General features: G+C 45.2%; 8 protein-coding genes. 5 read left to right on the plus strand and 3 right to left on the minus strand.

Annotated features, from left to right (window positions below; genetic code table 11):
• Window positions 1-75: 75 nt before the first annotated feature.
• Window positions 76-1,395: a deoxyguanosinetriphosphate triphosphohydrolase gene (locus A3773_RS01465; RefSeq protein WP_067982060.1), complete on the minus strand. Its 1,320-nt coding sequence runs from the start codon at window positions 1,393-1,395 to the stop codon at window positions 76-78.
• Window positions 1,396-1,537: 142 nt separating this feature from the next.
• On the opposite strand from A3773_RS01465, the gene A3773_RS01470 reads away from it, so the two are divergent.
• Window positions 1,538-2,278 carry a spermidine synthase gene (locus A3773_RS01470; RefSeq protein WP_067982063.1) on the plus strand — a complete coding sequence of 247 codons (741 nt, stop codon included), beginning with the start codon at window positions 1,538-1,540 and terminating at the stop codon, window positions 2,276-2,278.
• 28 nt (window positions 2,279-2,306) lie between these two features.
• Here the strand turns inward: A3773_RS01470 and A3773_RS01475 are convergent, their stop codons facing one another.
• On the minus strand, window positions 2,307-3,725 hold the full coding sequence (locus tag A3773_RS01475) for an aminotransferase-like domain-containing protein (protein ID WP_067982066.1): 1,419 nt from the start codon (window positions 3,723-3,725) through the stop codon (window positions 2,307-2,309).
• A 209-nt stretch (window positions 3,726-3,934) separates the two neighbouring features.
• Here A3773_RS01475 and A3773_RS01480 point away from each other — a divergent pair, with 209 nt between their 5' ends.
• The 4 genes from A3773_RS01480 (at window position 3,935) to A3773_RS01495 (ending at window position 12,619) form a co-directional block, all read left to right on the plus strand.
• Window positions 3,935-4,342, plus strand: a complete 408-nt coding sequence (locus tag A3773_RS01480) for a hypothetical protein (RefSeq protein WP_067982069.1) — start codon at window positions 3,935-3,937, stop codon at window positions 4,340-4,342.
• A gap of 436 nt (window positions 4,343-4,778) precedes the next feature.
• On the plus strand, window positions 4,779-6,860 hold the full coding sequence (locus A3773_RS01485; RefSeq protein ID WP_067982074.1) for a two-component system response regulator: 2,082 nt from the start codon (window positions 4,779-4,781) through the stop codon (window positions 6,858-6,860).
• Window positions 6,857-11,665 (plus strand): CHASE domain-containing protein, encoded by a 4,809-nt coding sequence (locus tag A3773_RS01490; protein ID WP_067982077.1) that lies wholly within the window; start codon window positions 6,857-6,859, stop codon window positions 11,663-11,665. The genes A3773_RS01485 and A3773_RS01490 overlap by 4 nt, the downstream gene beginning before the upstream one ends.
• Window positions 11,666-11,668: 3 nt before the next feature.
• The gene (locus A3773_RS01495) at window positions 11,669-12,619 is read left to right on the plus strand and encodes a diguanylate cyclase domain-containing protein (RefSeq protein ID WP_067982080.1); all 951 of its coding nucleotides are present in this window, start codon (window positions 11,669-11,671) and stop codon (window positions 12,617-12,619) included.
• Window positions 12,620-12,790: 171 nt separating this feature from the next.
• On the opposite strand, the gene A3773_RS01500 is transcribed toward A3773_RS01495, so the two are convergent.
• Window positions 12,791-14,479: a methyl-accepting chemotaxis protein gene (locus A3773_RS01500; protein ID WP_067982082.1), complete on the minus strand. Its 1,689-nt coding sequence runs from the start codon at window positions 14,477-14,479 to the stop codon at window positions 12,791-12,793.
• Between the last annotated feature and the right edge of the window lie 202 nt (window positions 14,480-14,681).

Here is a 14,681-nt window from a genome sequence, read left to right on the forward strand (position 1 = left end):
CGTTCCCTTCATCAATAATAAAAGCCTATTATAAGGCAGTTGCAGGCCCCACACTAACCCGCAGAGAGATCTATACTAACTTAACCCGCCAATCTGACGCGCTAAATAGGTCGCATAGTTATCGGTCATACCACTAATAAAATCTAACGCACGCATATAGGCGTTATAAAGCGGTAGATCCGGTTTTGGCGCGTGTATTCCCATCAGGCTAATAATGCGTTCACTGCGATAGCTTAGCTTTTCGCCATCAAGATAATGGTTGTCATAAACCGCATGGCAAAACGCCTCAAGCAGAATACCTAAGGTCGTGTAAGCACCCACTTCAAGCTCTGCTTTGCGTGTATCAGGAAACACCCGCTCTTTCGCTAAGGTTTTAGCTGCATACAGACCATCACGCACATCAGGATCACCATCACTCAACAGTTCCCCTTGATACTCACCTCGCATAATGGCCGTCTGGTTCGCCATATAAGCCTGTACTGCCGAAGAGACCATAAACTCCATCGCCTTACCTCTTAAGGCCGAAATTTTACGCCGCGATGAAGCCTGAGATGTAAAGATCTCGTCATCAAAACTACTATCCCCACAGAGCTGTAATAAGATCGGTTTCACTTCATCAAAACTAAGGATGTTAAGTTCAATCGCATCCTCTAAATCTACAATCGCATAACAAATATCGTCAGCAGCCTCCATCAAGAACGTAAGAGGATGACGACACCAACGATTTTCCCCCAAAGGCACTAACCCGAGCTCACGGCCTAATTTATTCAGGATCTCTAACTCGGTTTTATACGCACTAAACTTCCCTTTAGCGCCCGCATATTCTGCGCTCCATGGATATTTCAATAACGCACCTAAGGTGGGGTACGTTAAGCGCAAACCGCCATCAAATAAATGGTTTTCTATCCGCGTGACCACGCGAAAACCTTGAGCGTTGCCCTCGAAGGTCATGAGATCTAAGCGTTCATCTGGGCTCAGATCAGCCAACAACCTATCGTCACCCCGACGTTTAAACCAATCCCTTATGGCATACTCACCCGCATGACCAAACGGGGGGTTTCCAATATCATGGGCTAAACAGGCTGACTGTACGATCATGCCGATATCATAAGCCGTCGCCCACTCTGGCAGTTGATCTTGAATCTGCTCACCGACGCGAATACCTAAACTACGCCCTAAACTACCCACTTCAACCGAGTGGGTTAAACGGGTATGTATATGATCATTTAACGCCATTGGGTGGACTTGCGTTTTCCGACCTAAACGGCGAAAAGCACTGGAAAAGATAATCCGATCTTGATCCTTATGAAAATGACTCCGGCCGATCTCCTCATCTGTAAGCTCAGTATGTCCATAACGCTTAGTCGTTAATAAACGCGGCCACTGCATCTCCATTGACAACTCTCCTAAAGGGGGTTCATATACTTTTTTTAGAGTGAGCCCATGCTGTCGACTCTGAAAGCTAAAACTGAAGTAGCATAATAGTATGAGACCGCTATAGAATGCCCGCTCTACACTCATCAAGCAAGGTACCCACATGTCCATACCCGGGAAAGAGATACATCGCAGTTATGACGAATATGGCGCGATACGTGTAATTGACGACGGCAATAAACGTTACCTTGCGTTTGGCGACACCGACGAGCAAAGCTGCTGGCTTAAAAGTGAGCCGCTTGTACCCCAACATGAGTATTCACGTGCGATGTTAATGGCATTGCTCATGAGAGAACCTAAACGCTGTATCACCTTAGGTTTAGGCGCGGGTGCTCTCAATAGCTGTTTACATCACCACTACCCTGAGCTCAAACAGCAGATTGTTGAACTCAGAGCAGATGTTATCCAAACCGCTTATAAATACTTCCACCTCCCCCGAAGTAAGCGCATGGAAATGATCAATATGGACGCCTATGACTTTCTACATGATGAGCATAAACGCAAAGCTGACATTATCTTTAGCGACATCTATAGCGAAGAGGGATTAGATGTAAAACAACTCTCCCCCGAGTTTTTAACCGCGGCCCATGGCCTCTTAAAAGAAAATGGCTGGTTAGTCCTTAACTGCTGGCGGGAGCACCAATCCGGAGATTGCCTTGATATTCTACGGGGCTTATTTACCGATATAAGAGGCTGTACCACCAGCTGCGGTAACTGGGTTATTTTTGCGGGTAAGCAAGAAAACACGCTCACCAGCAAACAACTAAAACAGCATGCAAAGGAGCTCAACCTAAAGCTAGGCTTCTCCCTCTCCTCATCGCTCAGCCGCTTAAAACAGTACTAAACCTACCGTTCATCATGACAATCGCAGATCATGCCTCGTTTAAGAGGCTCTGAATCTGCGCTGCCATGAGTTCTATCGCCTGTTTTACCGCAGCATCCGGTTTTTTAGCAAAGCTTAAACGCATGCAGTTTCTATATTTGCCGGATGCAGAAAAGATCACCCCCGGCGCGATACTGATATTATGCCTCTCTAACGCTTTATTCAGTTTAATCGTATCCACTTCGACAGGCAGCTCAATCCACAACAGATAGCCGCCCCCAGGATAACTAATACGCGTCCCCTGCGGAAAATTCCGCTCAACCAGATCGATCATAAGATCACGGGCTTGCTGATACTGTGCTCGCATAATTCTCATATGGCGCTCATAACCCCCTTGCGCGATAAATTCAGCCACGGCGGCTTGCTGAATAGGTGGGTTACTCACCGTCGATACAAACTTCTTATGCAGTACCCGCTCAGTGCATTGCCCTGGCGCAACCCATCCCAAACGTAACCCATAAGCAAGGGTCTTAGAGAACGAGGAACATAGCAGTACCCGCCCTTCATCATCAAACGATTTAATCGTCCGAGGCCGGGGGGATTTATAAAAAAGATCACCGTAAATATCATCTTCAATAATAGGTACATCAAACTGCTGTGCTAAGCGTAAAAGCGCCTTACGCCGCTCCTCCGGCATCGTGTATCCCAACGGGTTATTACAGGTAGGTGTCACTTGAATCGCTTTAATCGGCCATTGATCTAAGGCTAACTCCAACGCTTCAAGACTTATTCCCGTTTCCGGGTGGGTCGGAATCTCTAAGGCCTTTAAGCCCAAAGCTTTAATCGCTTGTGTGGAACCATAAAAACTAGGGGAGTCAGTTGCGACAACATCCCCTGGATTTGTTGTCGCCCGTAAACTGCACACCAACGCCTCTTGGCAACCACTGGTAATAATGATCTCATCTGGATGAAGGTTACACCCCGAATCTAACGCAAGACGGGCGATCTGCCGTCTGAGCTTTTCCGAACCACGAATGTCACAGTAGTTAATAAAGCTATCGTCCACTCGCTTGGCCGCATCAGCTAACGATTTTTTTAATAGCTTAAGGGTTGGCGAACTAATATCAGGCATGGCTGTGCCTAATGACAGATGCCCTTCACCCTTTTCAGTATTTAAAAGATGGTAAACCTGCTCCCAATGGGAGACCTCAAGTGGCCGTTGCGCGGGTCGGCTAACCTCAGGCAGTGTCGGAGCAACTAAACGGCCTTGTACGTAATAACCAGATTTAGGCCTAACCTCAACCAGCCCTCGCTCTTCTAACCGCTGATAGGCTTCCTGTACCGTTGAAATGCTCACACCGCGCTCTTTACTCAACGTACGAATCGACGGCATCTTGCTGCCAACAGGGTAATAGCCCTGCTCAATACGCACACTCAGCTCTTCTAGCAATCGTTCATACAGTTTCATAAAAAAACACCATGACACCTTAACTAAATAATACAGATTTATAAAATTTGTACATAACAGTTGAAAAAAAGCCAATCTGTATATGAACAATATACATAATTCTAGATCTGTAACCAAAAATCAACCTGATTTATCCTAATTACCAAGATCTACTTTATATCTGTAATGCAAAAGAGAACTTATTAAAGGTCAATTTAGGGAGCACGCACATGCTGACACTCAACAAAGGTATCCTACTCATATTAGGAAGCTGTTTATTAAATGGTTGTGATAGCAGTTACCACTTATTTGATGGTCTATCAGGGTATAAATTTGCAACGATCACGCCTGATCGCTTTTCAATTCAATACTACGGTAATGAGAAAAGCAGCTTAAGCGATGTCAACGCCATGTGGCACCACAAAGCACGAGAACTCTGCAAAGGTGGCGCCTATGAACATAATCTTTTACCGGTAGAGCAACGGGAAAACACCGATAAACAAGGTATCGATGCGAGTTTTCTACCCAAAGATAATAACTACCTCTTAAAAGGTGAAGTTACCTGTTTAGCCCCCACCTACGCGGCCAAAAATCAGCCAGAGCACAATGCTTTACTGAGCAATCGTAGCACGCCTTAGCACGACCTAATGCGTAAGAGACAAGGGGGCTAACTATCAGCCCCCTATTGTCTATTCCTTAGTATCAGGAACCACGCAATATGACAAAAAAAACACAGTAACAACCCTCTTCCTATACCCCCATAGTGAAAGCGTCAAAACGCCATAGCCAACCGCCACTCATGTTTTTCGAGCCATCATAGAAGCGCCTCTTTTTCTTAACTAAAACGCTCAGGTGCTACGTCCACACAAAGCGGAGGTTAAGGCTGCATAAAGAATGAAATACTTATTGTTAAGATAGCGTTTATTAAGTGATACTCACTTTGTTTTCTTTGACCGCTTAGCCTATTCTTACCTTAAACATAAATAAAAATAAAAATAAAAAACGTAATAGGTGCATTTTGTACGCCACAAAAAAAGCACAATAGTGATCACTGCCAGTTAACACGGAGAGTTCATGTTTTCACGCACAAACACACAGTCTAGAATTCTATTAGTTGACGATGATGCAAATCAAATTACACTCTTGAATAACGTGCTAAAGAACATCGGTCAGGTTTTCTTTGAGCAAAAGGGTTGTTCCGCTGTCGAGCAAGCGATAAAAACGCGTGCCGATATTATCTTGTTAGACATAGAGATGCCGGATTTGAATGGCCATCAAGTTCTAGCGCAATTAAAAGAGCATCCAAAAACCTGCGATATCCCGATCATATTTATCACCTCCCATGACTCCGCAGAAGATCAGCTACGCTGCTTAGAAGAAGGCGCCGTCGACTTTATCGCTAAGCCATTACAACCCAACATTGTCGCCGCCCGTGTAAATACACATTTAACGTTACGCAACAAAGAACGAGAATTACTTGAGGTTTATCGACATGCTCAAGTCACACTCAACTCAATCGGGGATGCGGTGATTACAACCGATCAAGATTGCAATGTAACGTTTATGAACCCAACGGCAGAGTTAATGACGGGGATTACACTACATGATGCCCAGGGACGCCCTATTGAAGAGATAATGCCATTAAGAATAGGTGATGACGGTCCCATACATATCAACCCGATGCGTATTTGTATAAAAGAAAATAGAGTGGCGGGTATGGCGCTGAATTGCCAGATGATGAAACAAAATGGCCGTTGGATTGCGGTCGAAGATAGCGCCGCACCTCTTATTTCAGAAAGTGGCCAGGTAACCGGGGCGGTCATCGTCTTTGATGATATAAATGAGTCCCGTGCGATGGCACTTAAAATGTCGCACACCCTTCAATATGATCAATTAACGAGCCTTCCAAATCGATTTTTACTGATGGAGCGCCTTAATGCAGAAATGGCACGCAGCCAAAAGAACAGCACACACTTGGGTTTAATCTTATTCAACATTGATCGTTTTAAGCTGATCAACGAAGAGTTTGGGTTCGAGTTTGGTGACGCCCTACTTAAAAAAATAGCCCAACGTATCAAAGCTCAGTTACCGAATAATGAAACATTGAGCCGACATAATGCAGATGAGTTCATGTTGCTGGTGCCAGATTTAGAGCACCCGAGCGATTTAGCCAATTTAGCGGTTACTATTAAAGAACAGGTCATGCAACTTACCGCGCTTTGGCCTGAAATTCATAACTTCTCGATGAGTATGGGACTCAGCGTTTACCCCAATGATTCACTCGACGCTCAGTCTCTCATGCTGCACGCGGATGCGGCTTTACTTAGAGCAAAAACGGACTCAAGTCATGAGGGCCTTTGTTTTTATTCAGAAGAGATGGAGCTGCATTTTCTATCAAGGCGTCAGCGCTATACGCAACTAACATCGGCTATTGCTAATCAAAATATCGTTGCGCTATACCAACCCATGATCAACCCGAATACCGGTGACTTAGAGGCCGTTGAAGCATTAATGCGCATCAAGGACGAAGACGGGAGCCTCATTCCTCCCATTGAGTTCATCCCGCTGGCTGAAGAAACACGTTTAATTATTCCTCTGGGAGAGAGAATGATACAACTCGCCTTTACCGAGTTGAAACACTGGAGCGACCGCGGGCGTCATATTCGAATGTGCCTTAATGTGTCTCCAGTCCAGTTCCTGGACCCGCATTTTATGCCCTTTTTACTGGATGCCATTGACCAGTATAAGGTAAACCCGGCACTGGTTGAGTTAGAAGTAACAGAAAGCCTAATGCTGCAAAATTTAGAGCAAGTCACCCGCGATATGCAACAGCTTAGAGCGCTGGGCATCTCGATCTCCATAGATGACTTTGGCACCGGATTTTCCTGCCTAGGTTATCTAAAGGACCTGCCTGTCGACGCTTTAAAAATTGATAAATCCTTTATCGCCCAACTGAATACCCAAAAACCTGATGCCATACTCGTTAAGACAATCACCACATTAGCACAAAGCATGAAATTAAAATCGGTGGCCGAAGGTATTGAATCACTCGATCAAGTACAGCAACTACAAGGCCTTGGTGTATCTCTGCTGCAAGGCTATTACTTTTCACGCCCCATTCCGGCTAATGAGATAAAAGAAAACTACCCCCTATGAGTTTAAAAAAGATAGCCAAAATTGATTTCATTAGCTGCTGGCTTCCATTATTAGTTGGCCTATTGCTGACCGTAGTGGTAACCCTTGCCCTCAACTATGAAAATGAATACCGCTTAAATGCATATTCGCACGATCTTGCGACTAAAACAGAAAACCTGATAGAACAGCGCTTTGAGCACTTCGAATACGGATTACGCAGCACACGAGGCGCGATAGTCACCGCTGGCGTAAACAGCATCACGCGACAACAGTTTGAGAACTACATCAATAGTCGTGACTTAGCACACGAGTTCTCCGCTGCCCTAGGGTTTGGTTTTATAAGGCGTGTGCCGGTTGATCAGGAAGCTCAGTTTCTTGCTCAAGCACGCAAAGATGGCGCCCCTAACTTTACGATCCGCACATTGACACCCCATGACCGTGATCGCTTTGTCATAGAATACATCTACCCCATCGACAAGAATGCAAAAGCCATGGGCCTAGATATAGGCTCGGAAGAAAACCGACGTACCGCCGCCATCTCAGCGGCTAGAGATGATAAAACCTACTTAACTGCGCCTATCACCTTGGTTCAAGCCAATAAAAAAAGCCGTCAGGGCGCACTTATCTTGCTCCCTGTTTACGCTAACAATACACCTCAAAACACCTCAGATGCCCGAGAAAAGCTCGTCGCTGGCTGGGTCTATGCCCCCTTAGTGATTGATGATGTACTCGCGAACCTTCACGACTTAACAGACCAAGCCTTTATAACACTAACCAATCTTAAAGAAAGTGAACCTTTTTATCGTTCACATGATCAAGAAACACCGCCAAACCAACGTAAACATAGCGTCACTCAAACCATCTATTTGTATGGTCAGGAATGGAAATTACAGCTAACCCCCTCTGCTGAGGAAGCGAGCCGAATACAGCCATGGAATCTAGGCTGGATAATCATCCTAGGTTTAAGCTTAACCTTCTGCGTCTTAGTTGTGATCAATGTACTGCGCACTGACTCAGCAGCAGAAGATGATAAAAATACAACATACCGTGTTGACCTTCAGAGCGTACGTGCTTTTTTTAAAATCGATCGTTTTAAGCGCTCCTACCCATTCATCTTATTTACCATTGCGCTGATAGGCATAGTCTCAGGCGGATTAATTGTACAAAACCAGCTTCAAGAAGCACGTAATGACCTTTTACAAGCAAATGAATCGGCCCTTTCATACCTGACTAAAGAAGTAAGCCAATATCGCCGTGATGTTCTCTTTCTTGCTAACACTCCCGCAACGGAAATATTGAAAACCCTCCATACAAACATTACCAGCCCAGAAGAGTTTAATGCAGCTATACAACGCTGGCACGAGCAGCTAGAAGAAACCTTTAAAGCCTATATGCTGTCCAAAAAAGATGTCTTTCAAGTACGTTTTATTAAAGCGACGGATGATTGGCAAGAAAGTGTCAAAGTTCAACGCCTTAACGATGAACTTATCGTGCTCGATCAGGCATTACTTCAATCGAAGATAAATGAGCCATATATAGAAAAAACCCTGCAAGTAGGGGCGAATAACGTCTACAACTCAGACATCAATCTCAATCGTGAACATGGAAAAATAGAACAACCTGAACAGCCGGTTTGGCGTTTTTCTACCCCCTTATTCCATGCGGATGGTAGCATTCTTGGCATTTTCATTATCAATGTCACCGCTGACCACCTACTAAAAATGGCTGCCAGCAACCTTCCCGCCGAAACAGAGGCCTATATTACCAATACACAGGGCGAGTTTTTATATCACCCAAACGCATCAAAATCATTTACCTTTGAACATGGTTTCTCTCATCGCTGGCAAGACGAATTTACCCCCTCAGCGTCTGATTATGGCTTAGACCGGTTGAACTTAGAGACCTGGCAAGGGGCGATAGGCGATGTGTTAGGCGAGCACAGTCAATTAATGCTTAGTGATAGTCCGAATCACCGTGTTTTGAATATTTACAGCACAAAGCCCCTCCACTCAATCTTCAACAGTATCGCTTGGCAATTTGGCGGCGTTATTACTCTTCTTCTAATCGCCGTATTGGTCAGTGTCATTATCCAATATTGGATATGGTTGACGGAAAAAATGCGTCAAAAAGATATATGGAACGCACAGGTAGAGGCTCAACGACAGAAAGAAACGGCGAGATTCAAGGCGCTCTTAGAATCAGCCCCCGATGCCACCTTTGTGATGAATGAGGCTTGCATCATTCAGCTGGTCAATGCCCAAGCCGTTAAAATGTTTGGCTACTCACCGCTTGAATTGGAAGGGCAATCAATAGAAAAATTATTACCGAATAGCTTTAGCGACACCTATAAAGCCCAAATAATGGATAACCTACAACAATCTAAAGCCATCTGTATTGGTAATAATGAAGAGCTCTTTGCCCTGACATCGGATGGAAAAGAGTTCCCAATAGAAGTCAGCTTAAGCGCCATGCAACTGGATGAAAAAGTACTGATATCGGCCTCCGTACGTGATATCACTGAAAGGCTGGCGAATGAGCAAAAGCTACGTACCGCGTTACGCCATGCAGAAATGGCAACCGATGCTAAAAGTGCGTTTTTAGCCAACATCAGTCATGAAATTCGTACACCACTCAATGCCATTATCGGGCTTAGCTACCTATTAGCCGAAGACCAATTGACAGACGCGCAACACCAGTTAGTTTCAAAGGTCCAAGTGTCTGGAAAATCATTACTGGGTATTGTTAATGACGTGTTGGACTTATCAAAAATAGAAGCAAATTCGATGGAGCTAGATACACATCCAACCGAACTGCGAGCGTTGATTGAAGAGATCTCTAGCGTATTCGTACTACAGGCTGACGCCAAAGGCTTAGCCTTCAATATAGAACTTTCCCCTGACCTGCCCGATTGGGTGGTGACAGACAGCCTAAGGCTACGTCAAATTTTAGTTAACCTACTCAGCAATGCACTCAAGTTTACAACAACGGGCCACATCTCTATTTCCGCTGACGTAAACACCGAAACAGAAGGAACATTGCTAAAAGATGTTACGAACGTTCGCTTCAGAGTCACTGATACGGGAATAGGTATTCCACAAGACAAACATGCACACCTGTTTACCCCGTTCACTCAAGCGGACTCAAGCACGACTCGTCAATTTGGCGGCACAGGCTTAGGCTTATCTATTGTGCATCAGCTCGCTCACTTAATGGGGGGAACGGTGGGTGTCGAAAGCACCGAGCATGTGGGCAGTACATTCTGGGTAGACCTGCCCTTTAATGTCCAAACCCCCGAAGAAACCGCTTTACAGGAAAACCAAAGCCAAACACTTTTTGTCCTCATTGCCGAAGATGACCCTGCCGATGCTAAACAACTACAGGGCATGGCACACGCGCTCGGCTGGCGTACTAAAATAGTAAAGGATGGCACCGAGCTTGTTGAAACCTACCTAAAACGTAAAGAGAGTCAGCTGCGACCACCTGATGTGATCATTACCGACTGGCAGATGCCTATCATGGATGGCATTAGTGCGATTAGTACATTAGCGAATCAAATTGGAGACGATAAGACTCCCGCTGTACTGATGGTATCTGCGCACGATAAAGACAGTATTACACCCCTCGATGTAGACAATGTGATACACAACTTCTTACTCAAACCAGTCAATGCATCCACCTTATTCAATGCCGTAAATGATGTTGTGATAGAGCATACTGGCAACATGGAGCGTGTATTTGACTCTTCGAGTATCGAAGCCGTAAACGCTAAATGGTTAGGCGGTACACATATACTCGTCGTCGATGATAGTGAGACGAACCTCGTGGTGGTTAGTCATATATTGGAGCACAACGGCGCCCTAGTACAAACCGCACACAATGGAGAAGAGGCGCTAAGCCTATTAAAAACCTCCGCTAAAGACTATGACGCCGTATTGATGGATATCCAAATGCCCGGCATCGACGGCCTTGAAACGACACAGCAAGCACGTCAGGATTTAGGTCTAAACGCCTTACCGATCATCGCATTGACGGCTGGCGCGTTATTAGAAGAAAAAAATCGAGCACTGCAAGCCGGTATGAATGACTTTCTGACTAAACCGATCGATCCCACAAAACTCATTAATGTTTTACGCACCTTAATAGCCGCCTATCGAGGTACAACAATAAGGGTGCATCCGATCGATGAGTTTACAGCTGAAAACGATCATGCATGGCCCGTTATTGCCGGACTGAATATTGATAAAGCGAAAAACCTATTACTCAATGATAGGCAACTGTTTTTCACCACATTAGATACGTTGCTAACCGAGCATAACAACCTAACCAAACCACCTAAAGCAGATCTAGACGCACACCAATCCAGTGATGTACGCCTTAAGGTCGCCTCTCAAGTGCATAAACTAAGAAGTGCGTCAGGCATGGTCGGAGCCGAGGAGGTACACCAACTTTCAGCCAAAGTAGAAACAGCGTTACGAACAGAAGATGAACCGGCAAATGATTTATTAACAAAGCTTGCGGACGCACTACTCAACTTAAAAACAGACAGTGCCGAAGCAGTAGCGCAATGGCGGAAAGAAAAGCTTGACGCTTCGGCCATAAAAACCGATGCTCCCCCTCTCAAGCAAGAAACCGTACAACATATTTTAAGGCTACTAGCAGAGCAAGATCTAAACGCCTTAGATAAAATAGACACACACAGTGCATCAATTCGTGAAGCACTAGGTGATGAACGCTTTATACAGCTGCAAGAGAGCCTGACACAGCTCAATTATAAACACGCTATCACCTTGCTTGAATCTCTTATCCAAACACGTGGAACGCGATAAACTATGCTAAGTGCATACACTGAATGTCCTGATATATTAATTGTTGATGATGACAGCACGGTCGTCATCGCATTAAAGAAAACCCTAGAAGAATTTGGGCGGATCCGTTTTGCACTGAATGCTGAACAAGCCTTAATAATGATCAATGAAACTCCACCCAACCTGATTTTATTGGACATGGGGTTGCCTGACATCAATGGCTTAGATATCTGCGCACGCCTAAAGCAGAACCCAGAAACGGCGGAGATCCCCATCCTCTTTATTACCAGCAACATTGAGGCGGGTTTTGAAGAAAAAGTATTTGATGTCGGTGCTGCCGACTATATTCTTAAACCACTCAATCCAAGAGTAGTGTCTGCGCGAGTCAAAACCCATTTAGCTTATCACCGAGCCATTCAATTGCTCGATACGCAAGCCCACACCGATAGTCTGACAAACCTTGCCAACCGGCGTGCATTTGATAAGCAGATCGTCATCGAATTTAAACGTGCGCTAAGAGTACAAGACCCGCTAACCGTCGCCTTGATCGATATTGACGAGTTTAAAAAATACAACGACCATTTTGGCCACATTGCTGGGGATGAGTGTTTAAAAAGTATCGCTACGGTGTTAGGTGAAAGCGTTAAACGCCCAACGGATATGGCCGCAAGGTATGGAGGGGAGGAGTTTGCCTTTATCCTTCCCCACACAGGTACCAATGGTGCACGAAAGCTTTTATATAAGCTGCTGACAACGATAGAGCAACTGAACCTAACTCACGCACCCGACGCCACCTACCAAGCCGTTACTGTATCGATTGGATACAGTACGCTTAACCCTGAAAATGTAACGTCCATTGAGCATGATTACGCTGCAATTATTGAAGCGGCAGACACCGCACTCTATGAATCTAAACAGAAAGGGCGAAACTGCCTTCACTATAACCCCTTAGCATTGGCCGCACCGTCTAAGTAATAATCAAGCAATTGCTCAAGCTAAAACGCACAAAAAAGCCGCTGTTAGAACCGGTCCAACAGCGGCGTTGGCTTAGGCAATTCCCCTTAAAAAGAACAGCCTAAACGGGGCTTATCTTGTACTTAAAAGCCTGATAAGGCCGTTGGTATCTTCCCCATGCGTTAATCCCGCCTACACTTTATATTGATTAACCAAAGTGCTTAAACGCATCTCCAACTGGGATACCTCGCTTGTGGTAGCGGCCAACTGATCGGCTGTGCCACTGGCTCTTTCTGAGATATCAGCAATGTGCTGGATACTACGACTGAGCTCATCCGCCACCGCCGTTTGCTCTTCTGTCGCCGTCGCGATCTGCGTGCTCATTGCACTAATATCCCCAACAGAGGCGGTAATATGATCCAGTTTTGAGCCGGTATGGCCCGCCTTCTCGACAGTTTTCTCTGTCTGAACGCGACTTTTCTCCATCTCATGGACCGCTTTACGTGCGCCCGCCTGTAATTTTTCGATCATCGACTGTATCTCATCCGTACTCTGCTGAGTCCGTGTCGCCAATGTACGTACTTCATCGGCAACCACCGAGAAACCTCGCCCTTGCTCTCCCGCTCGCGCCGCTTCAATCGCTGCGTTTAAGGCTAACAGATTCGTTTGATCTGCTATTTCTTTAATCACATTAATCACAGTACCGATATGTTCAGAATCACGATCAAGTTGTGCGATAACATCAGATGCGGCATTAACACTGCCTTGTAACAACTCAATGGACGCGATGGTCTCATTAACCTCTTGCTGCCCCCCCTGCGCTGACTCATCCGCTACCTGAGCTGAGTGGGACGCATTGGTTGCATTCGTCGACACCTCTTGTACCGCCGCTGCCATTTCATGAATAGCGGCCGCCACTTGTTCTGTTTCTCGGCGCTGATCATTCACTTCGGTCCGGGTCTCATCAACAACACCGGTCATACGCTGAGAGGTGCGGGACAGCTCATCAATCACACTTTTAACTTCACTCACTAAGGTTTGAATTTTAGCCGCAAAGGTATTAAAGCCATACGCAACATCAGCGACCTCACCTTTAGCTGTAGTATCCAGCCGCTTACTTAAATCACCCCCTCCTTCTGCAATCTCAGTTAGGGCTGCGGCCGCTTTCGCCAAAGGGTTAGCAATCCCATTCGCAAACATAACGGCCAATAGACCAAACACAACCAAAAAGCCTCCGCCTACCAACGCAAACACCATCAAAGTATGGTCAATTTCATCTTCTAGTTTTTTGTTAGCCGCCAATATCTGATTATCAATATCATCAATATAGAACCCAGTGCCAACCATCCACTGCCATTTATCTAAGCCCTCTGCATAACTCAACTTAGGGGCGTCCTTATTTTGAGAAGGCTGAACCCACATATAGCGAACAAAACCACCATCACCTTTCGCATGATCAATCAGGTCTTTAACAATCAAAACGCCATCTTTATCTTTAAGGTCGATTAAGTTTTTACCTTTCAGCTCAGGTTTAGGCCGCGTGGCTAAGTTCGTACCATCATATTGATAAACAAATATATAACCGTCCCCCCCTTTGCCGTAACTTAACTCGGTCAAAATTTCTAGTGCTTTCTCTTGTCCTGCTTGATCACCCGCATACGAATGATCATAAATATGCTCTATTGAAGAAAGCGCAAGCTCAACATAACTTTTTACCTCATTATGTTTACTCTCTAGCAGTTCCGCACGAAACGCTTCAATTTGATGCTCACCCACCACTCTTAATTGCATATTCGCAACAAACATAACAATACCCAAAATAGCAATGAGCGGTATGAGTGTTAACAAAAGCACTTTCTGCTTTAACGTCAGATTCACCATTATTCAATCGACTCCAGTTCTACTACTGCGTACTGCAGGACATACTCAAGCTACGTAAGAGATGAACACCACAAGATACTCAGAATTTTATAGTTTTAATTATCAAAGAAGTCCTTTCGTCTTGCTTCCTTTACAACCTCTGCACTTAATTCTAGATCAAATGCCTGTACCTGCCCTTAAAAATCACAATACGAGCATATAA

The organism is Neptuniibacter pectenicola (genome assembly GCF_001597735.1).
GTDB classification, from domain to species: Bacteria; Pseudomonadota; Gammaproteobacteria; order Pseudomonadales; family Balneatricaceae; genus Neptuniibacter; species Neptuniibacter pectenicola.